This is a genomic window from Geobacillus sp. C56-T3 (assembly GCF_000092445.1).
Lineage (GTDB): Bacteria > Bacillota > Bacilli > Bacillales > Anoxybacillaceae > Geobacillus > Geobacillus thermoleovorans.
On the sequence record NC_014206.1, the window covers coordinates 2,732,570 to 2,758,995 of the forward strand.

The following is a 26,426-nucleotide window of genomic DNA, read 5'->3' on the forward strand; positions in this document are numbered from 1 at the left end:
ACCTACTGTTCCATCAATTGGACGTCTCGCCAGCCGTAGCACCACTCCCATAACGCTTTCCCTCCGATTTCCACCCTTTCCTCGGCCACTTTTTCACCGCCAAGCCGTTCGTAAAAACCGCGTGACGGATTGTCGGCAAGCACCCAGACGACCAGCGAATGAATGCCTTTTTGCGCCAAATGGCGGGTCAACGCTTGAACGAGCTGCCGGCCGAGCCCTTTTCCTTGCACCTCTTTAAGCAAATAAATGGCATAGAGCTCCCCGTCATACTTCGCTATCGGACCGTCGGCTACCCGATTTGGTCCGCCGGAGACAAATCCAACGACGCGCCCGTTTTCCTCGGCGACAAACACAGAATGACCCGATTGGCTGAGCACCTTCTCCCATAAGGGTTGTTTTTCTCCCACTGACAACGTCTCCAAGTACGCGTCCGGCACAATGCCGCTGTATGTCGTCTTCCAACTTTCGACGTGGACCGAAGCGATGGCCGGTGCGTCGGCCCATGTGGCTTTACGTATCATCGTTTTCCCCCTTTTCCCCAGTTTGATAGAAGTTTTCAAATTGAACGCTCTCCCACCTACGCTTGAGCTTTGAGGTGGGAGATTCTTGGGAACACCCGCCCCACAGCAGGCTGTCAACCAAGCCATCCCCGCCCACTTCCGCTCACGCGTGGAAGTGGGGGTCTTCTCGGCGAAAGATGATAAAGAAAAGCAGGGCGGTGCCGTTCCCGCCCGCCTTCTTTGCTTCTTTTTACAAGGCTTTGTCATCGACGCTGTCCAACCACCGCTCGATATGGCCGACGACCGAAGCGACCGCCCCGTCAGCAAACGGCGACTGTAGGTTGGCGCTTTTGACGAGCTCGGTAAACGGCCGGCTGCCGCCCAATCGACAAAGCGCCACATAGTCGCGCCACGCCGAAGCCCGGTCGTCTTGCGCCCGCTTCCAAAACTGGAACGCGCACACTTGCGCGAGGGTGTAGTCGATGTAATAAAACGGGTCGGTGTAAATGTGCCCTTGCCGCTGCCAAAATCCGCCGCGCTCAAGGTAGTCATGGCCGGCGTAGTCTCTTGTCGGCAAATACGCTTTTTCGATGTTGCGCCAGACACTCTTCCGCTCAGCCGGCGTCATATCCGGGTTCTCGTAGACCGCGTGCTGAAATTCATCGACCGCAACGCCGTACGGCAAAAACAAAAGCGCGTCGCTCAAATGGGCGAACCGGTATTTGTCGGCGTCTTCGCCGAAAAAGAGCTCCATCCACGGCCATGTGAAAAACTCCATGCTCATCGAGTGGATTTCACACGCCTCAAGCGTCGGCCAGTTGTATTCCGGAATGTCGTAATGGCGGCTCTCATACACTTGGAACGCATGCCCAGCTTCATGGGTGAGCACATCAATGTCGCCGGACGTCCCGGTAAAGTTCGAGAAAATAAACGGCGCCTTATAGTCATCGATATAGGTGCAATAGCCGCCGCCCGCCTTTCCTTTTTTGGCAACGAGGTCCATCAATTCATGTTCGACCATATAGCGGAAAAACTCGCCTGTTTCCGGCGACAGCTCTTCATACATTTGCCGGCCGTTTTGGACGATCCAATCGGCATCCCCTTTTGGCGTCGGATTGCCGGTCGGGAACATAAACGGCTCGTCATAATAGTAAAGCTTCTCCACCTGAATCCGTTGCCGCTGGCGCTCTCGCAGCTTTGCTGCGAGTGGGACGATGTGCGTTTTCACTTGTCGGCGGTAGCCTGCGACCATGTCGGCATTGTAATCCGTTCGGCCTAAACGGGCATAGCCGAGTTCCACAAAGTTTTGGAAACCGAGCTTGCGAGCAATCGCCGTGCGGACGTGGACAAGCTCATCATACAATTCATCGAGTTCTTTTTCATAGTCCGTGAAAAACGAAAATCGTGCCTCACTCGCCCGTTGGCGCATCGCGCGGTCCGGCGACTCAACAAACGGCTGCAGCTGCGCGAGCGTCCGCTCTTCCCCTTCAAACATGATTTTCGCCGATGCGATGAGCTTCGTATATTCGCTTGCCAGCTTGTTTTCTTTTTGCAAGTCCTCTACAATCGCCGGTGCGTATGTTTTCAGCTGTGTTTCGGCCAACGCAAACAGCTGTTTCCCCCACACTTGTTCCAATTCAGCGCGGAACGGCGAGGAAACAAGCGCGCGGTAATAATCGTTGACAAGCCCCTTGACGACTGGCTCCATTTCGTCGAAAAAGTCTTGCTCTTTTTTATAAAATTCATCGTTCGTATCGATCGTATGGCGAATATGGCAAAGGTTCGCCATCGTACTGTAGCGGCGGCGCAGCTCATTGATCCGCTTCATCGCCTCGTGTTGCAAGGTGGCGCTCCCCGCACGGCGGAACGAATCAAGCGCTTCTTGAAACGATGCCTGCAATTGAGCGATGTCCGGCCGCTCATAACGAAACTCAGAAAACTTCATGCTCATCCCCTTCTTTTTTCACGGAATATGATGATGGGAAAAGATCCATCCCCAGTGAAATGAACCTTTTCCATGTTTCACCGACCAATTGTATATTCGTCGAACTTCAAAAATATCCTCCTTTTCCAACTCCTTAAATACAATTCCATTTTACCCCACAAAAACAATACAAAGCAATGATCATGTCTGGTATGTAGAGGAGAGTGTCCATGAAAATCCAATGTCTTGACTCACTCTTCCAACCAAAAGATATTGACGGTTTTTGTCGAATTGAGTAATATAATGTCGGCAACCATATACCCCCTCTCCACTTTAGCCATTTACATCGGCATCAGCTTTTTGGTGATGGGCGTCTTGCCGCAACGCGAACTGATTCAATCGGAAAAACCGCTCGTTGATGCCATCATTGCCATCGTCGGACCGGCGGGCGGCTACGTGTTGGCTGGCCTTGGGCTGATCAGCTTGCTCGGTTCGACGCTCGGCTGGATTTTGTTGAGCGCCGAAGTGCCGTACCAGGCAGCCAAACAAGGGATGTTTTTGCCGGTTTTTTTGAAGGAAAACAAAAAAGGGGCGCCGAGCTTCTCGCTCACATTGTCAAACGCCCTGGCGCAATTGTTCATTTTCTCGACCATTTCCAACTCGATAGCAACGGCGTTTGACTTCGTCATTTACATCGCCACGCTCGCTTATCTCGTTCCATATTTGATTGCTTCCGTCTTCCAGCTGAAGCTCACGCTCACTGGGGAAACGTATGCGGCAGGACGGGAGCGGCTCGCTGACGGCATCGTTGCGGCGCTGGCGACCATCTATTCCGTCTGGGTCGTCATTGCCGGGACGGCGGATATGAAAACGTTCCTGCTGGGCGTTGCCTTGCTGGCAAGCGGCGTGATCTTCTACCCGCAGGTGAAAAAGTCAGCGCAACAGGCAAATGAAAAACAAAAACTGTCGGCATAGCCAAAAAACGGACGCCTATCGTTTGGGCGTTCGTTTTTTTCTGTTTTGGGGCAGGATCTTTTCTTTCGTAAGACGAAATATACAATGTAGTTCCATTTTACTTAAAAGAAAGAGGGGGCCCACTGATGAACAACAACGAACACCCGACGAAACGCCGCGGCATGACGACGGAAGATTTGCTTCGCCTTCGCTCGGTGCGCGACCCGCACTACGCGCCGGACGGGACGCGCGCCGTGTTTGTGGAAAAATCGATTGATGAGGAAAAACAATACCGCTCCCATTTATGGCTATGGGCGGCAGACGGCTCCGTCCGTCAATGGACGTTCGGCCGCTGGCGCGACATGAAGCCGCGTTTTTCCCCAAGAGGTGAAATGATCGCCTTTTTATCCGACCGCTCCGGACGCACACAGCTTTGGCTTTTGCCCGCCAATGGCGGTGAGGCGCGCCAACTGACGTTTTTCAAAAACGGTGTGCGCGATTACGTTTGGTCGCCGGACGGGACGTTTCTCATCGCCCTAACGACGCTTGGCGACGAAGAAACGATCGAAGACCGAGAAGAGCAGAAAACGGCGGAACAAAAACCGGCCGATTCGAAGCCGCGCGTTGTGGAACGGCTCTATTACAAATCAGACGCGTCGGGTTTTCTTGACGGCAAGCAGGACGTGCTGGTGCGCATCGATGCGGCATCAGGAAAAAACGAAGCGTTGACGGGCCGCGAGGAAGAAATCGGTTCGTTTGCGATTTCGCCCGATGGACGGACGCTCGCCTTTGTCGCCAACCGAAACGAGGATCCGGACACCACCTTTACCCGCGACATTGTGTTGCTTGATCTCGAGTCGAAAGCGGAAACGAACTTGACGAACGGATGCGGCACATTCGCTTCGCTCGCCTGGTCGCCGGACGGAACGAAGCTCGCCGCCATCGGCCATGATCTTGCTTATCTCGGGGCTACGCTTCACCGGCTTTACGTCTTTGAGCCGGAACGTGGAACGAAGCGGGTGTTGACCGCCGATTGGGACGTCCATCTCGGCGATGCCATGGTCGGCGACACACACGCTGATGCGAAAGGGCCGGGACCGATTTGGGCGAGCGACGGAAGCGGCCTGTATGTCACCGCCTCGGAGCGCGGACGCGTCAACTTGTATTTCGTTCCGCTCGACGGCCCGATCGTTCCGGTGATCGAAGGCGATTTTCATCTATACGGATTCACCGTCCATCCGAATGGACGGCAAGCTGTCGCCGCCATCAGCTCGCCTACGTCCGTTGGCGATTTATATGCGGTCTCACTTGCGGATGGAACGAAAACACGGCTTACGCGTGCCAATGAAGCGCTCGAAAACGAAGTGGTGTTCGCCGATGCCGAACCGTTTACGTATCGATCGGCGGATGGTTGGGAGATTCAAGGCTGGATCATGAAGCCGCCCGGGCTTGGCGAAGGGAAAAAGGCGCCGCTTGTCGTCGAAATTCACGGCGGGCCGCATGCGATGTATGGATTTACGTTTTTCCATGAATTGCAGCTGCTCGCTTCATCCGGTTATGCCGTGCTGTTTACGAACCCGCGCGGCAGCCACGGATACGGCCAGTCGTTTGTCAATGCCGTGCGCGGCGACTATGGCGGCATGGATTATGAAGACATTATGGCTGGCGTCGACGCCGCGATCAGCAAGTTCGACTTCATTGACGAGACACGGCTTGGCGTCACTGGCGGCAGCTACGGCGGGTTTATGACCAATTGGATCGTCGGGCATACCGACCGGTTCAAAGCGGCTGTCACCCAGCGTTCCATTTCCAACTGGCTCAGTTTCTCCGGAGTGAGTGACATCGGCTACTTTTTCACGAAATGGGAAGTCGGCTGCGACATCTGGGAAGACGCAGAGCGGCTTTGGCATCATTCACCGCTCAAATACGTCCAAAACATGCGCACACCGCTCTTAATCTTGCATAGCGAGCGCGATTACCGCTGCCCGATCGAGCAGGCGGAACAGCTGTTTATCGCATTGAAACAACTCGGGCGGGAAACGAAACTTGTCCGCTTTCCGGACGCCAATCACGACTTGTCGCGCACCGGCAACCCGGTGCTCCGGCTTGAGCGGCTTCGCCATATTGTCGGTTGGTTTGATCATTATTTGAAAGGACCACTTGGTTAATTGCCATGCACGCACTCGTCATCGGTGGGACAGGCATGTTGGCTGATGTGTCGCTTTGGCTTGTGCGGAAAGGATATCATGTGTCCGTCATCGCCCGCCGCCGCGCACGGATGAAGCAGCTCATCGACCGCACTGGACAGATGGCATCCATCACCCCGCTTCTTGTCGATTATCGCGATCAAAAAACGCTATGTTCTTTGATTTGCCAAACGATCAGAAAAAATGGAACATTTGATCTGATCATCGCGTGGGTGCATACGGATGGAAAGCAGGCGTTGCCCACTGTCATCGAAAAAAATAGCGGACATCCCGGCCCTTGGCGGCTGTTTCACGTGCTTGGCAGCCGCGCCGATCCAACCGAGATGAAACAGAAACTCTGTTTGCCTGCCGCTTGCCTGTACCGGCAAGTTCAGCTCGGCTTTGTTGTGGAAGAACGTAGTTCGCGCTGGCTCACCCATCAAGAAATCAGCGGCGGCGTCATGGACGCCATCTGGCGTGATGCGCCGTTTCATCTTGTCGGCACACTAGAGCCATCCAAGAAACGCCCGCGTTAACGGAAAGCGCCCTCTCGGGACGAACGAGAGGGCGCATTGTCTCCCATTGCTGCGGATGACTTCACGACGGAAGCAGTTCGACATAATCGCCGGTTTTCAAGCCAGCCGCGTTCGCTTCATCCGTGTCAATGTGCATATCTAAAGCAAAATCTTCGCTGACGCGGACGATGACTTCATTGAAAATGAGCGCCCGTTCCCCTTGTGTTTTCACTTTCACGACTTGTTTGTCGCGGACGCCAAACGTTTCCGCATCTTTCGGCGTCATATGAATGTGCCGCTTGGCAATGATCACCCCTTTGTCGACGGTCACCGTCCCCTTCGGCCCGTGAATCGTAATGCCTGGCGTTCCGTCAATATCGCCGGATAAGCGGACCGGGGGCGCGACGCCGAGCTTGAAGCTGTCGGTTTTCGAAATTTCAAGCTGCGTCAGCGAACGGACCGGTCCGAGGACGCGGACGTTTTCAATTTTCCCTTTCGGCCCTTCGACCGTCACCGTTTCCTTGGCGGCGAACTGTCCGGGCTGCGACAACGGCTTGAGCACCGTCAGCTCGGCGCCTTCGCCAAACAGCGCCGCCATATGCTCTTTCGATAAATGAATGTGGCGGTTGGACACCCCAACAGGAATCATCAATGGTGATCTCTCCTTTTTCTTGCAGTGTTATGTTCTTTATATAACGTATCCATTTTCGGAAAAATTAAAGAGACTGACGCGAGGTCAGTCTCTGCTTTTTGCGCCGTAGCCTAATTTTTTCAGCAACACGATGGCCTGTTCCTTTTCTTCCGGCGTCAGGGCCGCCACCGTTTCATGGATGGTCTCGGCATGTTCGGGAAACACGCGCTGGATGAACTGCCGGCCGCTGTCGGTGATCGACGCATACGTCACGCGGCGATCCCGCTCACAGGCGCGGCGGATGATCAAGCCTTTATTTTCAAGCTTGTCGATGACATACGTGATGCTGCCGCTGGCGAGCAAAATTTTTTCCCCGATTTGCTGGAGCGGCTGATCGCCTTTATGGTAAAGCAGTTCGAGCACCGCAAATTCGGTCGGATTCACGCCGAACGATTGAATCGACTTGTTTACTTGGTCGCTGACCGACCGATATGCCCGCGATAACACGATGAATAATTTTAATGACTGCTGCAACGCCTGTTCCTTTTGTTCCATAGCATCCAACCCTTTAAAGTTGACATTTTCTTACTTTCATTATACTGGAACAGCGAATTCCCGGGCAACCGTTTTTTGTTTGCGATGATGCATTTTCCTGGTTCACGGCTTTTCCTTCGGCTATGATAAATTTATTATAATGTCGGCGCTTGGGCGACTGTCACATTCCGCTGAATGATGCATATGTGAAGAAGGAGAAAAGATGTCAGGGAGGGAAGTGGATGAACCAAGTGTTGGTTGGAAGCGTGCTTTCCGCCTTGTCCACCGGGCTTGGCGCCGTGCCGATTTTGTTTATGGCCAAATCGCTCACCCACCGGTGGCGTGACGTGCTGCTGGCCTTTTCCGCCGGCATTATGATGGCGGCTTCGATGCTGAGCCTCATCCCAGAAGCATTGCGGTCCGGTGGCTTTTGGGCGCTTGTAATCGGGCTGGCGGCGGGGGTGCTCGTGTTAACGCTGCTTGAGATGACCGTTCCCCATATCGACTTGGAGCATACGAAAAGCGGCTTGCAATTTGATGAAAAGGCGATGCTCATCATTGCCGCCATCGCCTTGCACAATTTGCCTGAAGGGCTGTCGGTCGGGGTAAGCTACGCCTCGGACAGCGCTTCGCAAATCGGCAATTTGATCGCCTTGGCCATCGGTTTGCAAAATGCGCCGGAAGGATTTTTAGTCGCCTTGTTTTTAGTCAATCAACAAATCGGCCGCTTCCAAGCGTTTTTCATCGCCACGTTGACCGGTGCGGTGGAAATCGTCACATCGCTGCTTGGTTTTTACTTAACCTCCCTTTTTCGTGAGCTCGTTCCGTACGGGCTGGCGTTCGCCGCGGGGGCGATGCTGTTTATCATTTACAAAGAGCTCATTCCCGAAAGCCATGGCGATGGAAATGAACGGACATCGACGTATGCGTTTATTGTCGGCATTTTGTTTATGATTTTTCTAACACAATCGTTTTAACGGAAACAACCCCGCCGCCTGTATATAAGCAGCGGGGCGTTCGTTGCTATTGGACGGCTTCCTCTTTTTCTTCATATGGATGAGCGACCCAGCCGGACGGGTCGATAAACAAGCGCACCGCAACGACCCGACGGTCATCCATGAGCGTAAAGTAATGCGGATTCCCTTCCGGCACGGAAATGACGTCGCCGGCTTCAAGCTCTACATCAAAATAGCCGGTTTCTTTGTCGCCTTTGATGATGAAAATGCCATGGCCGGCTGTAATAGCGCGCACTTCATCTTCCGTATGGATGTGCACCTGTTCAAATTTTTTCAGCAGTTCATCCAAGTTCGGCGTCGCGTCGGACAGAGCGACGATATCCCACGTTTTGTAGCCGCGGCGCGCCGCCAAATCTTCAATTTCATCTTTGAACGCCGCTAAAATTTCATTTTTTTCTTCATCGGTGAGCACGTATTTGTCACGCAAATGCTCCGGCAGTTTCGTGATGTCCCAATGTTCATACAACACCCCTTGACTGTTCAAAAACGCGCGCACATTGTCTTCTCCTTCAATCACTTGACCCGTTTTTCTCACTTTGATGACGGCCATTGTTCACATCCTCCTTTGGAAAAATGTATATGGATTAGCCAACCGGCAGGCCGGCCCGCTGCAAAAGCAGCCGCTTCACCTGCCAGCGGAACAAAAACTCCCATGCCTCCAAATGTTTTTTCGCTTCAAACGCTGTACGCCCCCAGACCGTGATGCCGTGGTTTTGGATCAACACCGCGCCGGCGTCGCCATGGATATAGTTCGCAAACTCCCGAGCGAGCGTCGGAATGTCGGCGTAATTGTCAATGATCGGGATGCGCACTGCGGCATTTTCCTCCCAAATGCCGAACGCCTTGATGATTTCCTGGCCGGAAAAGACCGCTTCCCCGTTTTGCGCATACAGTTCAGAAATCAAGTTGTTGTCGACAGTATGAACGTGCAAGACGCAGCCGGCATTCGTCCGTCCGTAAATTTCCGCGTGCAAGAGCGTCTCGGCCGAGGGCTTCAAGTTTGTTTCCTCCGCCGGTTTTCCGGCGGCGTCAACGAGCAGAAAATCCTCGTCTGTTTGCTTCCGCTTATCCTTGCCGCTCGCTGTCACCAAAAACGTCAATGGGTCGTCCGTCACCTTGATCGACAAATTGCCGCTTGTCGCGAAAAACCAGTCGCGGGCGGCGAGCTCGGCTTTCACTTCCGCGAGCTCGTTCCACTTTTTCACGACGATGCTCATACGATCACCTCCATTCGCTGCAACGCATCAATCACGTCAAAAAACGTCGCAAACGGCGAATGCGGCAAGCCGAGCTCTTGGCATTTTTGGAGCAGAAAATCGCGCGCCAGCACGTAATCCGCTTGCTTCGCCACCGCTAAATCCGTAATCGAATCGCCAATGACGACATGGTATCCGTCCGGGCGGGCAAGCTTGCGAAGGAGCGATGGCTTGCAGCAGCCGCAGCCGTTTTGGCATTCAACGTCGCACGCATGCGGCCATGTAATGCAAATGGTCTCGCCGCTGAAATCAGAGCCGTTGCAAAAAATGCGCTCCGGTTCAATGAGCCCTTCAAGCAGCGGATAGACGAAAAAGTCGATGCCGCCGCTGACGATATAAAGCGGGATTCCCCGCTCTTTCGTAAACGCGACAAACTCTCGGAATCCCGCGCGCAACCGAGCGGTGCGCCGCAGGAAATCCACAATTTCATCCTTCAACGTGGACGGAAGGAGGGAAAACATCTTCCCGACTCCTTCCTGAACAGAAATGCGCTCAGCGAGAATGTCGTCTTTTAACGCCTCCCACTCCGGCGGGGCGAACTGTTTCATAATCGCGATGATGTTGTCGTTTTCCGTAATGGTGCCGTCAAAATCACAAAAGAGAACGAGCTGTTTCGTCATGCTTCCACCTCAACGACGCCCCAGCGGTCGATCGCTTTTTGCAGCGCTTCGTTTTCTGCTGCCGCCGCACGCAACGGACGGCCGGCCAGCACCGCGTCGATCGCCGCGCGAAACGCCCGTCCGCCACCGATCGCCCCGTCCGGATGGCCGTGGATGCCGCCGCCGGCGTTGACGATGCTGTCAAGGCCGAAATCGCGGACAAGGAGCGGCACCAATCCCGGGTGAATGCCGGCCGACGGAACCGGAAATGCCCGAGCGAACGGCTCTTGGTCGTCGGTGAGCGCCCTTGCGATGCCAAGCGCCTGATCACGCTCCAAGGCGACGCTGCCATACGGCGACGGGAACAGGACAAAGTCGGCGCCGGCGAGCCGCAAAAGCTTTCCAAGCCAAAGCGAAGGAGCCACCCCATAAAACTCCGACGGCGTAACGGCGCCGCTGAACGCCGGGTGAGCCATAATCGGCACCGCAATCTCCTCGTCTTCACGCAACGCTTGCAGCACATCAAGCCCATAAGCGAAGACGTTAAACAACAGCACATCAGCGCCAAGCTCGGCGGCTCGTTTCGCTTTGTCCTTTAACGCAAACGTTTTACCGGTCAAGTTGACGGCATACAACGTCCGCTTGCCCGTTTGTTCGTACACTTCCTGAAGCGCCGTCTTGCCCTCGGTGATCCGCTTTTCAAACGGAAGAAGTTCGCTGTCAAACAAAATTTCGTCATCTTTCACCAAGTCAACGCCGCCGAGCGCCTGTTTTTTCAATTCCGACGTCAAATACGCCAAATCGCGGCCGATCATGCCTTTAAAAATGCTCATCAACAATGGGCGGTTATGGACTCCGACTTTCTCGCGAATGCCGGCGATGCCAAAGCGCGGCCCGGGAAACTGCCGCTTCCATTCATCTGGAAACTCTAAATCAAGTAGCCGCACTTCACCGTCGAGCGACAGCTTGCCGAACGTCGTGACCAACAATGCCGGCAAATCGGCGCTGAAGTTGACTGTCGGGTAGGCGATTTTGACGATCGCCCGCTTCAGCCGCTTGCCGAAATACGCGTTTACCCGCTCGCTTTCGCCAAGCTCTTCGATCGCAACGACTTCCCCTTTATGTTTGCGGAGCTGCTCTTGCTCTAATGCCGGCAAGTCCGTCCATGTGCCAACCGTCAAGCCGAGCGCGATCCCTTCCGCCTTTTTCCGAATGTCTGTTTCATCATGAAGCAAATACGTTGCCATCACTGCACTCATCGTTCATCCCTCTCAATCTCGAAATAAAAACGCCTCTTCATAAGAAGAGGCGTCACTCATCCATGGCGCTCTTCTTATCTCTCAGCGTTTCCGCTGCAAGAATTAGCACCGTGCTTGGCGCGCGCCAAGCCGGTTGCCGGGCTTCATTGGGCTCGTCCCTCCGCCTGCTCTTGATAAGAAAGCCTGCTCGTTTATGCACTTGTCAAACAATTGGCAAATTTACTTTGAATTATGACATCACCGATTGGCGTTGTCAATCATTTTTCAAAAATTTTTTTCGAACAATCCAAGGCGGCCGATCCGCTCCGCTGCTTCGCGAAGCCGCGCTTCATCGGTCAAGAGGCCGACGCGCACATACCCTTCGCCGTGCTCGCCGAACCCGATGCCTGGGGCGACGGCGACATGCGCCCGCTCAAGCAGCATGTCGGCAAACTCAGCGGATGATATGCCTTTTGGCAGCGGAAGCCAGGCGAAAAACGACCCCGATGGCGCCTGCACCTCCCAGCCGGCCTCGCAGAGCGCAGCGATGAACGCATTGCGGCGCGCCTCATACAATGCGACCAGCTCCGTGACACAATCTTGCGGACCAAGGAGCGCCGCGGCGGCCGCTTCCTGGATGGCGCCGAACAAGCTGACATACAAATGATCCTGCAAAAGCTCAAGCGCCCGAATAATCCGCTCGTTGCCGACGGCAAACGCCACACGCCAGCCGGCCATATTGTATGTTTTCGAAAACGTATAAATTTCGACGCCGACGTCTTTCGCCCCATCGACTTCCAGGAAGCTGACCGGTTTCCGGCCGTCAAAGCCGATCGCCCCATAAGCGAAATCGTGCACGACGGCAATGCCGTACTTAGCGGCAAACGCCACCGTCTCCGCGAAAAATTCCTTTGTCGCCGTCGCGCCGGTCGGATTGTTCGGATAGTTTAAAAACATGAGCTTCGCTCGGTCGGCCACTGCCGCCGGAATGGCTTCATAGTCCGGCAAAAAACCGTTTTCCGCAACAAGCGGCATCATTTCCATCCGCGCGCGGGCAAGCGCGATCCCCGACCAATAGTCCGGATAGCCCGGGTCCGGGACAAGCACCACATCGCCCGGGTTGACGAGGCAAAGCGGCAGTTCGACAAGCCCGGCCTTGCCGCCGAACAAAATGGCGACTTCGCGGTCTGGATCGATGTTCACCCCGTATTCACGCGCGTAAAACGCGGCGATGGCTTCTTTCAAAAAGAAGTAGCCTTGAAACGGCGAATATTTATGGTATTTCGGATTGACCGCCGCCCGCTGCATCGCCTCAACGATATGCTTTGGCGTCGGCTGATCCGGGTTGCCTTGCCCTAAATTGATCACGTCGCATCCGGCCTTGATTTTCTCCCCGACTTTTGCGACAAGCGAGGCGAAAAATTGCTTTGGCAGCTGCTCAAGCAACTCGGAAAAAGGAATTTCCATCGTCATCGCCCACACCTTCTTAAAAAATTCTTGAAATTCTAGTGCAACATCATATATCGTAAAAAGCAAAATGTAAAGCAAAATTTTTTCGAGGTGAAAACTCATGACGATCCGCATCGCCTGCCTCCAGCTTGATATTGCGTTTGGCGACCCCAACGAAAACGAACGGCGCTCGGAAAGCGCCATTGAATCGGCCGTCAAGGACGGCGCGAATATCATCGTGCTGCCGGAATTATGGACGACCGGCTACGATTTGACGCGCCTAGATGAGATTGCCGACGAAGGCGCCGAACGGGCGAAAGCGTTCGCCTCCCGCCTAGCGCAAGCACACAGCATCCATCTCGTCGCCGGCTCGGTCGCTAAAAAAACAACAACCGGCGTGACGAACACGATGATCGTGGCCGACCGGAACGGTCAAATCGTCGGCGAATATAGCAAACTCCATCTGTTCCAATTGATGAATGAACATTTGTATTTGCAGCCGGGAAGCAGCTTAGGCTTGTTTTCGCTCGACGGGCTTTCATGCGCCGGGGTCATTTGCTATGACATCCGCTTTCCGGAGTGGATTCGCGCCCATGCTTTGGCTGGGGCGGAAGTGCTGTTTGTCGTCGCCGAATGGCCGCTTCCCCGCCTGCACCATTGGCGGACGCTCTTGATGGCGCGGGCGATTGAAAACCAATGCTACGTCGTCGCCTGCAACCGGGCTGGCCGCGACCCGAACAACGTCTTTGCCGGCCATTCGCTCGTCATCGACCCATGGGGCGAAGTGATCGCCGAGGCGGACGAGAAGCCGGGCATTCTCTCGGCCGACATCGATCCCGCGCTCGTTGCGGACGTCCGCGCGCGCATCCCGGTGTTTGCCGACCGCCGGCCGCACGACTATGAAACGGCAAAAAATTTTTTCAAAACGTATTGACAATCGATTGGCCGACCATGTATCATTCGAATCAAACAACCAAACAATTGATAACATCGTGAAAATTGCAAAAACTGAATACACGAAGTCAGTACTCTTATCAAGAGTTGGCTGAGGGAATTGGCCCAATGAAGCCCAGCAACCGACCGTAATACTATCGTGAGATAGGGCGCACGCCAAGGGCGGCGCCGGAAGCGTCATGCTTCCGCAGGGCACGGTGCTAAGTCCAACAGAAAGACCGATGTCTTTCTGAAAGATAAGAGGCGCGAAGAACGAATGAATCTTCAAGCCTCTTTCCGTATGCGAAAGAGGCTTTTTCATTTGCCGGAAACGCCGAGTTTTAGCGCGCGTCAGAACCGGCATTTGAAAACGAGCGAAATGAAAAAAGGGGGAACAAGGCAATGACCACTGTTCAAACATCGGTTTACGAACCGCTGACCGAACCGAAGGCGGTATCTCTCGCTGTCCGCCTCGGCTTATTCCGCGACGGGGCGCCTCTTGCATGCCGCGAGATCGGCGACGGGAACTTGAACCTTGTTTTTCATATCGTCGATCAAGAAACGAAACAAGGCGTCATCATCAAACAAGCGTTGCCGTACGCCAAAGTGGTCGGCGAAAGCTGGCCGCTCACGTTAAAGCGCGCTGTCATTGAAAGCAACGCGCTGCGCACGTTTGCGAGCTACGTGCCGCAATACGTGCCGAAAGTCTACTATTCTGACGAATCGCTCGCCATTACGGTGATGGAAGACTTATCCCGTTTGCAAATCGCCCGCAAAGGGCTGATCGAAGGGAAAACGTATCCGCTTTTGTCCCAGCATATCGGCGAGTTTGTCGCCAAAACGGCGTTTTATACGTCTGACTTCGGCATGAACCAGCAAGAGAAAAAGAAATTGGCGCAAAGCTTCGTCAATCCCGAACTGTGCAAAATTACCGAAGACCTCGTCTTCACCGACCCGTTTTTTGACCACGAAACGAACAACTTTGAAAACGAATTGCGCCCAGACGTTGAAGCGCTTTGGCGCGATGACCGCTTGCACCTAGAAGCAGCAAAGCTGAAGCGCAAGTTTTTAACCGAAGCCGATGTGCTCTTGCATGGCGATTTGCATACCGGCAGCATTTTCGTAAGCGCCGACGAAACGAAAGTGATCGACCCGGAATTCGCCTTTTACGGTCCGATCGGGTTTGACCTTGGCCAATTTTTCGCCAATTTGCTGTTAAATGCGTTGTCCCGCTCTGAATTAGAGCGCCAACCGCTCTTTGACCACATTGACCGGACATGGGACGTCTTTGCGTCCGTGTTCTCAAACCTTTGGCGCACCGAGAGCGTGGAAACGTACGCCGCGACGCCGGGCTTGCTCGAGGACGTGCTCCGGCACGCGTTCATCGACGCCGTCGGCTTTGCCGGCTGCGAAGTCATCCGCCGGACGATCGGCCTCGCCCATGTGGCGGACCTTGACGGCATCGAGCACAAAGATGAACGGCTTGTTGCCAAACGGCATGCCCTCCGTCTCGGCCGCCGCTTGATCATTGAGCGCCGCGTGTTCACCGGAACGGAAGACTTCCGCCGCCTGTTTGCCGAAACGGAACAATAATGCCATACAATCGTCCGGGTCTCGACGCAAGCTGCGCGGCGCTGACCCGGACAAACGAAAAAAAGAGAAAGGAAGATGGCGATGAGCACCTTTGCCATCCCACGCTCCGTTGAATGGCGCGAGACGCATGTGACGATTTTAAACCAGCAAAAGCTTCCATCCATCATCGAATATATCGACTTGCACACTCTGGAAGACGTCTATGAGGCGATTGCCACGCTGAAAGTGCGCGGCGCGCCGGCGATCGGCATCACCGCCGCCTATGGCCTGGCGCTTGCCGCACTGGGCTATGACACCAAATCGCTCGATGAATTCCGCCGCCGCTTGAAACGAGATCGTGACTACCTAGCCAGTGTCCGGCCGACCGCCGTCAACTTGTTTTGGGCGCTCGATCGGCTCGTCACCGCTGCGGCCGACGCCCTTTCCGTCAACGAGGCAAAAACGGCGCTCATCCATGAGGCGATCCGCATTCAAGTGGAAGATGAGGATGTGTGCCGCCGCATCGGCGAATACGCGTTGTCGCTCTTTCGTCCGGGCGATCGGGTGATGACGATCTGCAACGCCGGCTCGATCGCCACCGCCCGCTACGGAACGGCGCTCGCCCCGTTTTATTTGGCGAAAGAAAAAGGAATCGAGCTATCCGTTTACGCCCTTGAGACACGTCCCGTTTTGCAAGGGGCGCGCCTGACCGCTTGGGAACTGATGCAAGCGGGCGTTGATGTGACGCTCATCACCGACAACATGGCAGCGCAAACGATCAAAGCGAAACAGATCAGTGCCATCATCGTCGGCGCCGACCGGATCGCGCGAAACGGCGATACGGCGAACAAAATCGGTACGTTCGGCCTCGCCCTGCTCGCAAAGTCGTTTGACATTCCGTTTTATGTCGCCGCGCCGCTGTCCACGATCGATTTGACGACGAAAACAGGTGCGGACATCCCGATCGAAGAACGCCATCCGGATGAAGTGACCCACATCGCCGGCGTGCGCATCGCCCCGGAAGGCGTCAACGTATACAATCCGGCGTTTGACGTAACGCCAAACGAACTCATTACCGCGATCATTACCGAAAAAGGCATCATTCGCGGCAATTACAACGCAACGCTGCCATCATTATTCACAAAGGAGGAGCAACATGAAACGATTTAAGGCCTTATCTTCCCTTTTTCTTCTTTTCTTTGCCGTGTTCTCCATCTTGGCTGGCTGCACACACGAGCAAGATGCCGTGAGCTCCAAGCCAGCCAACGGAGCCAAGACCACGAACAACAAAACGGAAACGACATCCAGCCACTCGACGGCAACAAGCGACGAGCAAGCGGCCATTCCCGAAAAGTTGAAAAAGCCGGTGAAAATCGCCGCCATTATGCAACTGTCCATCGGCACGTTCTCATCGCAATACATCGCCGGCGTCAAAGAACAAGTGCAAAAATTCGGCGGCGAGGTGCAAATTTACAACGCCGACAACGATTTAACCAAAATGGCATCGTACGTTGAGACGGCCATTACACAAAATGTGGACGCCATTTTGCTTGATCACGGCCGCGCCGATGCGCTCGAAGGCCCGGTGAAAAAAGCCGTCGCCAAAGGCATTCCAGTTGTAGCGTTTGACAACGATTTGAACATTCCCGGCGTCACCGTCATCGACCAAGACGACTACAGCCTCGCCTGGAAAACATTAAAAACGCTCGCAGAAGACTTAAACGGGGAAGGCAACATCGTCACGATTTGGGTCGGCGGCTTTACCCCGATGGAACGCCGCCATGTCATTTATGACGCGTTCAAAAAACGCTATCCGAACATTAAAGAAATCGCCAAGTTCGGCACGGCGAGCGCCAACACAGCTTTGGACACACAAACGCAAATGGAAGCGATTTTGAAAAAATACCCGAACAAAGGCGACATTGACGCTGTCTTCGCAACTTGGGACGAGTTCGCCAAAGGGGCGACGCGCGCCATCGAGCAAGCCGGGCGCACGGAAATTAAAGTGTATGGCATCGATTTGAGCGATGAAGACTTGCAAATGATCCAAAAACCAAACAGCCCATGGGTGGCGACAACGGCGACCGACCCAGCCGAAGTCGGCCGCGTCCAAGTGCGGTTCGCGTATCAAAAAATCGCCGGAGAAAAAACGCCGAACATTTACTCGCTTGAGCCGCATTTAGTGAAACGGTCCGATCTTCCGGACAAACAAGTGTCGATGAATGAGCTTTCGCAATACATTCCGGGCTGGGGGCAATCCAATGTCGCCATCTCGCCGTGGATGAAAACGTTGGAAGCCCAGGTGAACAAAAAATGAACGGGTTGTCAATGCGGGGCATTGAAAAATCGTTTGGCGCCGTGCGCGTGCTTGACGGCGTGGACTTCGACGTTCGTCCTGGCGAAGTCCACGCCCTTTTAGGCATGAACGGCGCCGGCAAAAGCACGCTCATGAACATTTTGGCCGGCGCCATTCCGCCTGACGCTGGTACGATCACGATCGACGGTACGATATACACGTTTTCATCGCCGCGCGAAGCAAAACAAGCCGGCATCGGCCTCGTCGTTCAAGAAGTTGACACAGCGCTCTTTCCCGGCTTGCCGATTTACGAAAATGTAGCGGCGGACGAGTTCGTCCATGTGAAGCAACGGCCGATTCGCTCGCTGCGTCAAGAAAAAGAGCGGGCCGCCGCCCTGCTTCGCCGCGTCGGCCTGTCGTTGCCGCCGACGAAATTGGCTCGCGACTGCTCGCTCCATGAAAAGCAGCTGATTGTGCTCGCCAAAGTGCTGTCATCCAACGCGCGCTATATCATCCTAGACGAACCGACGGCCGCCTTAAGCGAGGCGGAAACAAGGCGTCTGTTTGCCATCATCAATGAACTGAAGCAGCAAGGCGTCGGCTTTATTTACATCTCTCATAAGCTGAAAGAAGTTCAGGAGATCGCCGACCGGCTGACGATTTTGCGCGACGGCCGCGTCGTCTATCACGGAGGCGCCCGCAGCCTGCCGCTTGAGGACATCATCCTTCATATGACTGGAACGAAGCGGACCGCCGCCGCGAAACAAGCACGCACATACAGAAGCGACATCGCGTTTGCCGCCCGCGGAATGTTGATCGACAAAACCGGGACAACAGTCGACCTATACGCCCACCGCGGCGAAATCGTCGGCATCGCTGGCCTCGTCGGCGCCGGCAAGACGGAGCTTGCCGAAAGCCTCATCGCCCACCGGAACACATCCGGCGAGTGGGAAATTGATGGCAGACGCTATGTGTTCTCATCGCCTTATGAAGCCATCGACGCCGGCCTTTGCCTCATCCCGGAAGAACGGCGCAAACAAGGGTTGTTTTTGCCCGAGTCAGTGAAAACGAACTTGACCGTCCGCCTTCTTTCCCGCCTGTCGCGCTGGCAATGGATCAGCCGGGCGAAAGAAGCGGCTGAAGCCGACGGGCTCGTCCGCTCGCTAGGTGTTCATCCGCCGTCAAGCGCCACGGCCGTCCGCCACTTAAGTGGCGGCAACCAGCAAAAAGTCGTCATCGGCAAATGGCTCAACACAAACGCACGCGTCTTTTTGTTTGACGAACCGACCAAAGGGATCGACGTCCATGCGAAGCAGGACGTGTTTGCCATCATCCGCTCCCTTGCCGATGAAGGAAAAACGGTGCTGTACTTTTCCAGCGAATTTCAAGAGCTGCTTGACATTTGCGACACCATCTACGTGATGGTCGACGGCCGGCTGCTCGCCCGCCTGCCGGCCGCTGAACTGACGTATGAACAGCTTGTTTACTATTGCAGCGGAGGTGAGATCCATGAACCAGCCGGCTGTTTCCACAGCGCCGTCGAAAAAAACGGCGCCGTCCATTCTTGAATGGTTGTATAAACACGGCACCTTGCTGGCCATTCTTGCCGTTATCGCCTACTTCGGCATCACGCAAGACCGATTTTTTACGTATGAAAACTTCAGTGACATTTTGCGGTCCATTTCGATCGTGACGCTCGTGGCAATCGGCATTACGTTTTCGCTCATCGTCGATGGCTTCGATTTGTCTGTCGGCTCGACGGTGAGCCTAGCGACGATCGCGAGCGCAGCGGCGCTCGTCCTGTACCGCCAAGAAATTTTCATCACCCTGCTCGTGCCGCTGTTGCTCGGCATTGCTGTCGGGCTCTTGAACTCGTTGTTGATCGTCAAATTCAAATTGCCCGATTTGCTCGCGACGTTGGCGACGATGTACGCCATTAACGGCGTGCAGCTCACCTATACGAAAGGGTTTTCGATCTACAACGACATGCCGCTGCCCGATGGCGGCACGGCGCCGGGCAAATTCATTCCTTCCTTTTTGTTTATCGGCCAGGGAGAGCTGTTCGGCGTACCGTTTTCTGTCTTGCTTATGCTGTTTGTCGTCATTGCCGCTCATCTGTTTTTAACGTACACGAAACCCGGCCGCCTCTTTTATTTGACCGGGGAAAACCGCGAGGCGGCAAGGCTCTCAGGCATCCCGGTCAACCGCTATCGGACATATGCATACGTCATCAGCGGGTTTTTTGCGGCCTTAGGCGGCATCGTCCTTGCCTCGCGCATCGGCACCGGGCAAGTGTCGGCCGGCGCCTCTCTTTTAATGGACAGCGTCGCCGCCGCTTACATCGGCTTTTCCGTCTTTGGCGCCGGCAAGCCGAACGTCATCGGCACATTGTTCGGCTCGATTTTAATGGGCGTGTTGCTGAACGGCTTGACGATGATGAACGTTCCGTATTACGCCCAAGACATTATAAAAGGCGCCATTTTAGTCGGCGCCCTCGCCTTGTCGCATTGGCAAAAAAAATAACGCCCGATCTCTGCCCCCGTGGATGTCGCCACTGGGGCAGACGCGTTTTTCTAGGCAAGCCGTCAGCCTCTTTTTCCGCCTGCTTCATTGCAGCATCCGCATACAACGCCTTCCAAACTCTTTGCCTGTTCCACGAACGCAAGAGCGTCATCTACTTGACACTCCACACGCCTAAAGGGCGTGGGATTCTTGGGTCGTTCGCGTCCTCATCCATTTCTGGTTCAGACAACGCAAAAGCTTCAGGGGTGTGTCATCACCCTGTCCCATCGGGTTACGATGTACCCCAATGGGCGGCGCACCTGTGACCAGTGCGCTAGGTTAGGCGACAAAGCCCGAAATCGCTTTGGCGATGTTGATCGCGCCATTCAAGTCGGCGTGGAGGGTGTATCCGCATTGTTTACACTGAAAGTGGATGCCATTACGATTTCCCTTTTCCCGATGTCCGCATTTACACGTTTGGCTCGTGTAGGTCGGCTTCACCCACTCCACCCGAATGCCCGCCATTTCCGCTTTATAGGCAATCATCGTTTGCAGTTGGTGGAACGCCCAAGCATGAAGGCTTCGTCCTGCTTCTTTGGCCGATTTTGCCCGCTTGCGAATCCCTGTCAACGCTTCCATCCGAATCACGCCAACACCGTTGGCGAGCGCAACATTCACGATTTGACGGCTGATTTTGTGGTTGACATCCTTCATCCAACGGGATTCTTTACGGCCGATTTTGCGAATCATCTGGAGCTTCTTCGCTTTGCCCAACGTTCGCCGCAAAGCCGCATATCGTCGACGAATGAAGGCGCATTGGTTCCCTTTGAAAAACAACGATTTCGTTCCCACGCTGGCCACGGCGATATAGCGAAGCCCAAGGTCAACCCCCATCACCTTTGTTTCGTGCCGCGGCTTGACTTCAAAGGTGATCGCGATCGCCAAGTACCATTTCTTTCGCTTTTTGTAGAGCTTGGCTGCCCCTTGTTTGGCGGTTCCATTGATCAGCCGATTCAGCCATGCTTCTTGATAGGGGCGCGTGACGACCGGCACGCCAATTCTCTTCTCCAGTGTAGGGAAGGAAACCGTGTAGAACGCTCCTTTCTTTTCCACCTTCACGTTTTGATTGTTAAAGCAACACCAGAATGTTCGAAACTTCTTTGTTTTCTGGTTTTTCTTTTGGGACTTCACTTCTCGAATCGTTTGATTCACGACGGCGGAAGGAAACCGCTGCGACGAAAACTCCTTAAAAATTTTGCTCGTTGCTTGATTCAGTTCGGGATGATTCAACAGCCAATTCGCAAACGCTGTATTCACTTCTGTCATCCGTTCATACATGTCTTGTTTGACTTTCGTTGGGTTGTGCAGCTCCAGCTTTAGTGTGATGGTCGGCATGGATTCACCTCCTTGTGGCGATTACAGGATGCCATTTTTTCAGGATCATTCAATATGAAGAAAGCGACTCGCTTTCATCCCACCCCTAAAGGAGTGGGCTTTCTCGCTCGCGGGTCTGTAAGCGGCGCTCAAGCTCCAACAGCTTCGCCTTCACATCGGTGCGGCTTCCGGCATAGCCAATGAGAGCGCCGTTTTTGCCGACAACACGGTGGCACGGAACGAGAATCGACAGTTCATTCGCCCGGTTTGCCTGGCCGACGGCGCGCACCGCTTTCGGGCGGCCGATTTGCGCGGCGATGTCAGCGTATGTCGCCGTCTCGCCGTATGGGATGCGGCAAAGCGCCGCCCACACCTCTTCTTGGAAGGCTGTTCCCTTCCACTTCAGCGGCAAGTCAAATGCTTGGCGTCGACCGTGGAAATACTCATCCAGCTGCCTAAGCGCGCGTTCAAGAAGCGGCGACCAGCTTTTGACAGCCGGATGTTCGCCGGCGAACGCGCGCCATTCTTCTGGAAACAGCTCGACTTTGACAATCGCGTCGCCGTCGGAGGCGACGTAAATGTCGCCGAGCAGCTCTGAGCGGTATACTGCATATTCAATCGTCATCGTCGTCCTCTCTTTCCATTCGTTCGATCGGCAACGTGATATGGAACGTCGTGCCGACGCCGACTTCGCTTTCCACTTCAATTTTCCCTTGGTGCTCTTCTATGATTTTATAGCTGACCATCAAGCCGAGGCCGGTGCCGCGTTCTTTCGTCGTATAAAACGGCTCGCCAAGCTTTTTGATTTTATCTTTTGGAATGCCGCATCCTTGGTCGGTGATGGAGATGCGCACATAGCACCCGGCGCGGGTGATGCGCACCGTAATGTCCCCGCCTTTTGGCATCACTTCGATGGCGTTTTTCAAAATATTGATGAACACTTGCTTCAACTGATTCGGCTCGCAATACACCGGCGGCAGCCCGCGCTCGAAGTCGGCGATGATTTGCACGTTGTGCATCATCGCTTGGGCGCTGATCAAATCGATCGTGTCTTGCATAATTTTGCAGATATCATTTTGTTTGTACTGCACCGCCTGGGGCTTCGCCAGGACCAGAAACTCGGTGATGATCGACTCAATCCGTTTCAATTCCGACATAATGACATTAAAATACATCGAATAGTCGCCGTCAATGCTTCCTTGCAACAGCTGAATGAAACCCTTTAGCGCCGTCATCGGATTGCGGATTTCATGGGCGATGCCGGCGGCCAATTCCCCGACGACGTTGAGCGTATCCGACTTGCGCAGCTGCAGCTCCATCTCCTTGCGCTCGGTCACATCGCGCAGCATCATCATCCCGACGCCGGGAATCACTTCCTTTTTCAGTGAAAACTCAATAATTCTCCCTTTTCCCTCGTCGAAAAATTCGACCTCGCCGCTCGCTTCGCCGGTGCGTTGGCATTGTTGAAGCAGCTTATTGAGCTGGCGGCGCGCCCGCTCCGGAACGAGCTCGACCACCATTCGGCCAAGCAGCGCCTCCTTTTCGACGGAAAAAATGCCGCAGACAACCGGATTGGCGTCGATGATCCGATGCTTGGCATCCCAAAGCAAAATACCATCCATCGCATGATCGAAAATGCTCCGGAACTTTTGCTCGCTTTCGCGCAGCTCGCGCTCGATTTTCCGCCGCTCGCTCACATTGCGGAAAATCGTCAAGTGGTACCCGTCGATCGCTCCTTTTTTCATTGTGAACTCGAGCTGCTTATCCTCACCGTTCGGCATATGAAACGTCAGCTCGTCACGGATTTCCCCTTTGCGCCGGAACTCGCTGAAAATGCGTTTCACCTTTTCGTCCCCATAGTCGACAAAATCAAACAAATTGCGGCGCACAAGCAAATTCAAGGGCAGCTCAAACGTCCGGCTCGCCGCCGGATTGGCGTTCAATATGTAGCCAAAATCGTCCCAAATGAGGATCGCCTCATGCGCTTGTTCGAAAATAGCCCGGAACCGTTCTTCGCTTTTTTGCAACTTGATTTCCATATTTTTTCTTTCTGTCACATCGCGCATAATGGCCATGTAAAACCCGCTATAGACGTTGGAAGTCGCCGTCAGCTCAAACATTTTCACCGTTCCGTCCGGGCGGACAAGCGACAACTCGCCTTTGGCCGTTCCCTTTTCTTTCACTTCCGCGAGCAGCCGAGCGAACTCATTGGCGCATTCGCGGGCGACGAACTGCTGAAACGACAAATTGAGCAGTTTTCCTTTTTCCAAGTTCAAGCTCATCGAAAACGCCGGATTGACATCGATAAACCGCCCAAATTCATCGAAAATGACGATGCCGTCAACGGCGCGGTTGAATACGTCGCGAAACAAAAACTCATGAATGATGCGTTCGCGCTCAAGCGCCTTATGGGCTGAGATGTCGCGCATCATGACAAGGTCAAATTCGTCGAACACATCCTTTTTCATCGAAAATTCCACATGCTTCACTTTGCCGTCCGGCAGTTTGATGAGCAGTTCATCGCTGAACGAACCAAACTTTTGCAGCATCGAGCGCTGAAACAGCAAAATATCGGGCGGCACAAGTTCGAGGAACGAAGAAAACGAATGGCCGATCAACGAAAACTTATCCATCTCAAACAGCTTGCACGCCGCTTCGTTCACATCGACAAATTCACCGTTTTTATTTAAAATCACGATCGCATCGAGCGACCGCTCAAAAATGATCGAATAACTGTTCAACCGCTCTTTTAACCGCCGATTTTCCTCTTCAAGCGACCGCACATCCGGCGATGCATTTTGTTCTTCCCGAGGAGAAAGGCTTTGGGCCATATCCATCTCTCCTTGTCTATTCAAACCATTCAACGAAATATATATTCGATGTGGAAAAATTTACTCCTCCCTTGATTTACGAAGATTTTTTAAAATTCTTTTCCACAATGTTCGACAAGTTTTTCTGCTTTTTCATTTGGCTAAACTGCATGATAGTCAACTCTCCCCCCTCGCTTAAAGCCAAATGAAAGCTTCCAATTGCATCTATAAATTATAGACAAAGGAGTTTTGCTGCTATATTATAGACAAAGGGGTTTTGTTGCGATGAACATCGTCTGTGCGACATTGAACGCCAAATACATTCATATGAATTTAGCCATCCGCTATTTAAAAGCATACGCTCAGCCCGAATTTGACGTCAAGCTTGTTGAGTATACGATCAAAGACCCGGTGCTGAACATTGTGACAGATTTGTACCAACGCCGTCCGGATGTCATCGGCTTCAGCTGCTACATTTGGAACATTGAAGAAACGATCAAAGTCGTCAAGCTGTTGAAAAAAGCAGCGCCGAATATTGTCATCGTCGCCGGCGGACCGGAAGTGTCGTACGATGTGCGTGAATGGATGGAGCGGGTGCCGGAATTGGATTTTATCGTCATCGGTGAAGGGGAAGAAACGTTTAAACAGCTGCTCTTTGCCTTAGAAGGCCGCAAAGAAGTGGCAGATGTCGCAGGGCTGGCGTTTCGCGATGGAGACCGCATCGTCATGAATCCACAACGGAACAAGCTCCGCCTTGCTGATATGCCGTCGCCGTTTCGCTTTCCGGAAGACATCCCACATCTTCCGAACCGGATCATCTATGTGGAGACAAGCCGCGGCTGCCCGTTCAGCTGCCAATTTTGCCTGTCCTCGATTGAAGTAGGTGTCCGCTATTTTGACCGTGAAAAAATCAAGGATGATTTGCGCTATTTAATGAAGCACGGAGCGCGGACGATCAAGTTCGTCGACCGGACGTTCAACATCAGCCGCAGCTATGCAATGGACATGTTTCGCTTTTTAATTGACGAACATGTACCGGGAACGGTATTTCAGTTTGAAATTACCGCCGACATTATGCGCCCGGAGGTCATCGAGTTTTTAAACAAGGAGGCGCCGCCCGGGCTGTTCCGCTTTGAAATCGGCGTCCAGTCGACAAACGACGAAGTGAACCGTCTCATTATGCGCAAGCAAAACTTCGCAAAACTTTCGCGAACGGTGACGATGATTAAAGAAGGCGGGAAAATCGCCCAGCATTTGGATTTGATCGCCGGTCTGCCCGAAGAAGACTACAACTCGTTCCGAAAGACGTTTAACGACGTGTTCGCCCTTCGCCCGGAAGAACTGCAGCTTGGCTTTTTGAAACTGCTGCGCGGCACTGGGTTGCGCCTGCGCGCCGAGGAGTACGGCTATGTGTATATGGACCATGCGCCATACGAAGTGCTCGCCAACAACGTCTTGTCGTTTGATGACGTCATCCGCATCAAGCAAGTGGAAGACGTGCTCGAAAAGTATTGGAACGCCCATCGAATGGACGAAACGATCGAGTACTTGGTGACCGATGTGTTCCCATCGCCGTTTGACTTTTTCCAGCAATTTGGCACGTATTGGGATGAGCGCGGCTGGGCGCGCATTGGCCATCAGCTTGAGGATTTATTCCGCCGCCTGCATGAGTTTTTACGTACGTGTACGCCAGAGGCCCTGCCTGTCGCCGAATCGCTCATGAAATACGACTACTTGCGCAACCAAAAATACAAACCGCGCAAGCCGTGGTGGGAAGAAAAAACGGAGAAAACGACGCGCACGACCGTCTACCGCGCGCTGCTTGAGCGCCCCGAGGCGCTTGGGGAGGACTTTGCCGCCCTCGGGCTCGGGGAAAAGGAATTGTTTAAACATACGGTCGTTGAAATCGTGCCGGTCGATGTCGGCCGCTATATCGCCGCGAAGCAGCTCTCGTTTGCGCCAACGGCCATCGTCGCCTATTTCGACCCGTCTGGCACAGGAGCTACAGTCTTTTCTGCACCGCTTTCCACCCTGTTTGCGTCATCCGCATCGGCTTGAACGCCCAAGCGAAAAAGAGCGCTGTTTCCAGCGCTCTTCTTTGTCCACCCACCGATCCAATCCCATCAAAACGGCGGCC

Annotated in this window: 22 protein-coding genes, 1 pseudogene and 2 riboswitches; of the genes and pseudogenes, 11 read left to right on the top strand and 12 right to left on the bottom strand. The window is 53.9% G+C overall.

Translation table 11 applies throughout. The features are described 5' to 3' along the window. Positions 1-2 precede the first annotated feature (2 nt). Together GC56T3_RS13490 and GC56T3_RS13495 are read right to left on the bottom strand one after the other, a co-directional pair. Positions 3-521: a GNAT family N-acetyltransferase gene (locus tag GC56T3_RS13490; protein ID WP_013145959.1), complete on the bottom strand. Its 519-nt coding sequence runs from the start codon at positions 519-521 to the stop codon at positions 3-5. Positions 522-750: 229 nt separating this feature from the next. Continuing rightward, positions 751-2,445, bottom strand: coding sequence for a M3 family oligoendopeptidase (locus GC56T3_RS13495; RefSeq protein WP_013145960.1), 1,695 nt, complete (start codon positions 2,443-2,445; stop codon positions 751-753). Between the two features lie 303 nt (positions 2,446-2,748). Here GC56T3_RS13495 and GC56T3_RS13500 point away from each other — a divergent pair. From GC56T3_RS13500 to GC56T3_RS13510, 3 genes and pseudogenes are all read left to right on the top strand, one after another. Continuing rightward, positions 2,749-3,399 (top strand): annotated as a pseudogene (locus GC56T3_RS13500) (APC family permease); the annotation flags it as partial. Positions 3,400-3,524: 125 nt separating this feature from the next. Continuing rightward, positions 3,525-5,546 carry a S9 family peptidase gene (locus GC56T3_RS13505; RefSeq protein ID WP_013145961.1) on the top strand — a complete coding sequence of 674 codons (2,022 nt, stop codon included), beginning with the start codon at positions 3,525-3,527 and terminating at the stop codon, positions 5,544-5,546. 5 nt (positions 5,547-5,551) lie between these two features. After that, a complete protein-coding gene (locus tag GC56T3_RS13510) occupies positions 5,552-6,100 on the top strand; it encodes a short-chain dehydrogenase (protein ID WP_013145962.1) in 549 nt (182 codons plus the stop codon). Between the two features lie 61 nt (positions 6,101-6,161). Here GC56T3_RS13510 and GC56T3_RS13515 read toward each other — a convergent pair whose 3' ends face one another. Together GC56T3_RS13515 and GC56T3_RS13520 are read right to left on the bottom strand one after the other, a co-directional pair. Continuing rightward, positions 6,162-6,728 carry a phosphate propanoyltransferase gene (locus GC56T3_RS13515; protein WP_013145963.1) on the bottom strand — a complete coding sequence of 189 codons (567 nt, stop codon included), beginning with the start codon at positions 6,726-6,728 and terminating at the stop codon, positions 6,162-6,164. A gap of 87 nt (positions 6,729-6,815) precedes the next feature. Beyond that, complete coding sequence (locus tag GC56T3_RS13520; protein WP_013145964.1) at positions 6,816-7,265, bottom strand: MarR family winged helix-turn-helix transcriptional regulator; 450 nt, start codon at positions 7,263-7,265, stop codon at positions 6,816-6,818. A 221-nt stretch (positions 7,266-7,486) separates the two neighbouring features. Here GC56T3_RS13520 and GC56T3_RS13525 point away from each other — a divergent pair, with 221 nt between their 5' ends. Then, positions 7,487-8,221: a ZIP family metal transporter gene (locus tag GC56T3_RS13525; RefSeq protein ID WP_013145965.1), complete on the top strand. Its 735-nt coding sequence runs from the start codon at positions 7,487-7,489 to the stop codon at positions 8,219-8,221. 46 nt (positions 8,222-8,267) lie between these two features. On the opposite strand, the gene GC56T3_RS13530 is transcribed toward GC56T3_RS13525, so the two are convergent. The 5 genes from GC56T3_RS13530 to GC56T3_RS13550 all read right to left on the bottom strand — a co-directional run bounded on the left by GC56T3_RS13530 (position 8,268) and on the right by GC56T3_RS13550 (position 12,826). Continuing rightward, positions 8,268-8,810, bottom strand: a complete 543-nt coding sequence (locus GC56T3_RS13530) for an acireductone dioxygenase (protein ID WP_013145966.1) — start codon at positions 8,808-8,810, stop codon at positions 8,268-8,270. Between the two features lie 34 nt (positions 8,811-8,844). Continuing rightward, entirely contained in the window at positions 8,845-9,477 is a 633-nt protein-coding gene (locus tag GC56T3_RS13535) for a methylthioribulose 1-phosphate dehydratase (RefSeq protein ID WP_013145967.1), read from the bottom strand. Then, a complete protein-coding gene (gene mtnX, locus GC56T3_RS13540) occupies positions 9,474-10,136 on the bottom strand; it encodes a 2-hydroxy-3-keto-5-methylthiopentenyl-1-phosphate phosphatase (RefSeq protein WP_013145968.1) in 663 nt (220 codons plus the stop codon). Before mtnX ends, GC56T3_RS13535 begins: the two co-directional genes overlap by 4 nt. Beyond that, complete coding sequence (gene mtnW / locus GC56T3_RS13545; protein ID WP_013145969.1) at positions 10,133-11,374, bottom strand: 2,3-diketo-5-methylthiopentyl-1-phosphate enolase; 1,242 nt, start codon at positions 11,372-11,374, stop codon at positions 10,133-10,135. Before mtnW ends, mtnX begins: the two co-directional genes overlap by 4 nt. Positions 11,375-11,445: 71 nt before the next feature. Continuing rightward, positions 11,446-11,554: riboswitch (SAM riboswitch) on the bottom strand. A gap of 84 nt (positions 11,555-11,638) precedes the next feature. Beyond that, positions 11,639-12,826: a pyridoxal phosphate-dependent aminotransferase gene (locus tag GC56T3_RS13550; RefSeq protein ID WP_013145970.1), complete on the bottom strand. Its 1,188-nt coding sequence runs from the start codon at positions 12,824-12,826 to the stop codon at positions 11,639-11,641. 97 nt (positions 12,827-12,923) lie between these two features. Between GC56T3_RS13550 and GC56T3_RS13555 the strand changes: the two genes are divergently transcribed. The 6 genes from GC56T3_RS13555 to GC56T3_RS13580 all read left to right on the top strand — a co-directional run bounded on the left by GC56T3_RS13555 (position 12,924) and on the right by GC56T3_RS13580 (position 20,126). After that, positions 12,924-13,736 carry a carbon-nitrogen family hydrolase gene (locus GC56T3_RS13555; RefSeq protein ID WP_013145971.1) on the top strand — a complete coding sequence of 271 codons (813 nt, stop codon included), beginning with the start codon at positions 12,924-12,926 and terminating at the stop codon, positions 13,734-13,736. A 94-nt stretch (positions 13,737-13,830) separates the two neighbouring features. After that, positions 13,831-13,999: riboswitch (SAM riboswitch) on the top strand. A 138-nt stretch (positions 14,000-14,137) separates the two neighbouring features. Then, a complete protein-coding gene (gene mtnK / locus GC56T3_RS13560) occupies positions 14,138-15,328 on the top strand; it encodes an S-methyl-5-thioribose kinase (RefSeq protein WP_013145972.1) in 1,191 nt (396 codons plus the stop codon). Positions 15,329-15,409: 81 nt separating this feature from the next. Further along, the gene (mtnA, locus tag GC56T3_RS13565; protein WP_013145973.1) at positions 15,410-16,477 is read left to right on the top strand and encodes an S-methyl-5-thioribose-1-phosphate isomerase; all 1,068 of its coding nucleotides are present in this window, start codon (positions 15,410-15,412) and stop codon (positions 16,475-16,477) included. After that, positions 16,464-17,624, top strand: a complete 1,161-nt coding sequence (locus tag GC56T3_RS13570) for a sugar ABC transporter substrate-binding protein (protein ID WP_011230449.1) — start codon at positions 16,464-16,466, stop codon at positions 17,622-17,624. Before mtnA ends, GC56T3_RS13570 begins: the two co-directional genes overlap by 14 nt. Next, positions 17,621-19,171 carry a sugar ABC transporter ATP-binding protein gene (locus GC56T3_RS13575; RefSeq protein WP_013145974.1) on the top strand — a complete coding sequence of 517 codons (1,551 nt, stop codon included), beginning with the start codon at positions 17,621-17,623 and terminating at the stop codon, positions 19,169-19,171. The genes GC56T3_RS13570 and GC56T3_RS13575 overlap by 4 nt, the downstream gene beginning before the upstream one ends. Beyond that, positions 19,113-20,126 (top strand): ABC transporter permease, encoded by a 1,014-nt coding sequence (locus GC56T3_RS13580; protein WP_013145975.1) that lies wholly within the window; start codon positions 19,113-19,115, stop codon positions 20,124-20,126. The genes GC56T3_RS13575 and GC56T3_RS13580 overlap by 59 nt, the downstream gene beginning before the upstream one ends. 318 nt (positions 20,127-20,444) lie before the next feature. Here GC56T3_RS13580 and GC56T3_RS13585 read toward each other — a convergent pair whose 3' ends face one another. The 3 genes from GC56T3_RS13585 to GC56T3_RS13595 all read right to left on the bottom strand — a co-directional run bounded on the left by GC56T3_RS13585 (position 20,445) and on the right by GC56T3_RS13595 (position 24,310). After that, positions 20,445-21,500 (bottom strand): RNA-guided endonuclease TnpB family protein, encoded by a 1,056-nt coding sequence (locus tag GC56T3_RS13585; RefSeq protein ID WP_041468519.1) that lies wholly within the window; start codon positions 21,498-21,500, stop codon positions 20,445-20,447. 85 nt (positions 21,501-21,585) lie between these two features. Next, entirely contained in the window at positions 21,586-22,104 is a 519-nt protein-coding gene (locus GC56T3_RS13590; RefSeq protein ID WP_013145976.1) for a methylated-DNA--[protein]-cysteine S-methyltransferase, read from the bottom strand. Further along, positions 22,094-24,310 carry a PAS domain-containing sensor histidine kinase gene (locus tag GC56T3_RS13595; protein ID WP_011230445.1) on the bottom strand — a complete coding sequence of 739 codons (2,217 nt, stop codon included), beginning with the start codon at positions 24,308-24,310 and terminating at the stop codon, positions 22,094-22,096. The genes GC56T3_RS13590 and GC56T3_RS13595 overlap by 11 nt, the downstream gene beginning before the upstream one ends. A gap of 264 nt (positions 24,311-24,574) precedes the next feature. Between GC56T3_RS13595 and GC56T3_RS13600 the strand changes: the two genes are divergently transcribed. Next, positions 24,575-26,347, top strand: coding sequence for a B12-binding domain-containing radical SAM protein (locus GC56T3_RS13600; protein ID WP_013145977.1), 1,773 nt, complete (start codon positions 24,575-24,577; stop codon positions 26,345-26,347). Positions 26,348-26,426 lie beyond the last annotated feature (79 nt).

Coding starts and splice junctions, on each gene's coding strand:
- GC56T3_RS13490 (WP_013145959.1), bottom strand. CDS start 521: ATGATACGTAAAGCCACATGGGCCGACGCACCGGCCATCGCTTCGGTC.
- GC56T3_RS13495 (WP_013145960.1), bottom strand. CDS start 2,445: ATGAAGTTTTCTGAGTTTCGTTATGAGCGGCCGGACATCGCTCAATTG.
- GC56T3_RS13505 (WP_013145961.1), top strand. CDS start 3,525: ATGAACAACAACGAACACCCGACGAAACGCCGCGGCATGACGACGGAA.
- GC56T3_RS13510 (WP_013145962.1), top strand. CDS start 5,552: ATGCACGCACTCGTCATCGGTGGGACAGGCATGTTGGCTGATGTGTCG.
- GC56T3_RS13515 (WP_013145963.1), bottom strand. CDS start 6,728: ATGATTCCTGTTGGGGTGTCCAACCGCCACATTCATTTATCGAAAGAG.
- GC56T3_RS13520 (WP_013145964.1), bottom strand. CDS start 7,265: ATGGAACAAAAGGAACAGGCGTTGCAGCAGTCATTAAAATTATTCATC.
- GC56T3_RS13525 (WP_013145965.1), top strand. CDS start 7,487: ATGAACCAAGTGTTGGTTGGAAGCGTGCTTTCCGCCTTGTCCACCGGG.
- GC56T3_RS13530 (WP_013145966.1), bottom strand. CDS start 8,810: ATGGCCGTCATCAAAGTGAGAAAAACGGGTCAAGTGATTGAAGGAGAA.
- GC56T3_RS13535 (WP_013145967.1), bottom strand. CDS start 9,477: ATGAGCATCGTCGTGAAAAAGTGGAACGAGCTCGCGGAAGTGAAAGCC.
- mtnX (WP_013145968.1), bottom strand. CDS start 10,136: ATGACGAAACAGCTCGTTCTCTTTTGTGATTTTGACGGCACCATTACG.
- mtnW (WP_013145969.1), bottom strand. CDS start 11,374: ATGAGTGCAGTGATGGCAACGTATTTGCTTCATGATGAAACAGACATT.
- GC56T3_RS13550 (WP_013145970.1), bottom strand. CDS start 12,826: ATGACGATGGAAATTCCTTTTTCCGAGTTGCTTGAGCAGCTGCCAAAG.
- GC56T3_RS13555 (WP_013145971.1), top strand. CDS start 12,924: ATGACGATCCGCATCGCCTGCCTCCAGCTTGATATTGCGTTTGGCGAC.
- mtnK (WP_013145972.1), top strand. CDS start 14,138: ATGACCACTGTTCAAACATCGGTTTACGAACCGCTGACCGAACCGAAG.
- mtnA (WP_013145973.1), top strand. CDS start 15,410: ATGAGCACCTTTGCCATCCCACGCTCCGTTGAATGGCGCGAGACGCAT.
- GC56T3_RS13570 (WP_011230449.1), top strand. CDS start 16,464: ATGAAACGATTTAAGGCCTTATCTTCCCTTTTTCTTCTTTTCTTTGCC.
- GC56T3_RS13575 (WP_013145974.1), top strand. CDS start 17,621: ATGAACGGGTTGTCAATGCGGGGCATTGAAAAATCGTTTGGCGCCGTG.
- GC56T3_RS13580 (WP_013145975.1), top strand. CDS start 19,113: ATGAACCAGCCGGCTGTTTCCACAGCGCCGTCGAAAAAAACGGCGCCG.
- GC56T3_RS13585 (WP_041468519.1), bottom strand. CDS start 21,500: ATGCCGACCATCACACTAAAGCTGGAGCTGCACAACCCAACGAAAGTC.
- GC56T3_RS13590 (WP_013145976.1), bottom strand. CDS start 22,104: ATGACGATTGAATATGCAGTATACCGCTCAGAGCTGCTCGGCGACATT.
- GC56T3_RS13595 (WP_011230445.1), bottom strand. CDS start 24,310: ATGGCCCAAAGCCTTTCTCCTCGGGAAGAACAAAATGCATCGCCGGAT.
- GC56T3_RS13600 (WP_013145977.1), top strand. CDS start 24,575: ATGAACATCGTCTGTGCGACATTGAACGCCAAATACATTCATATGAAT.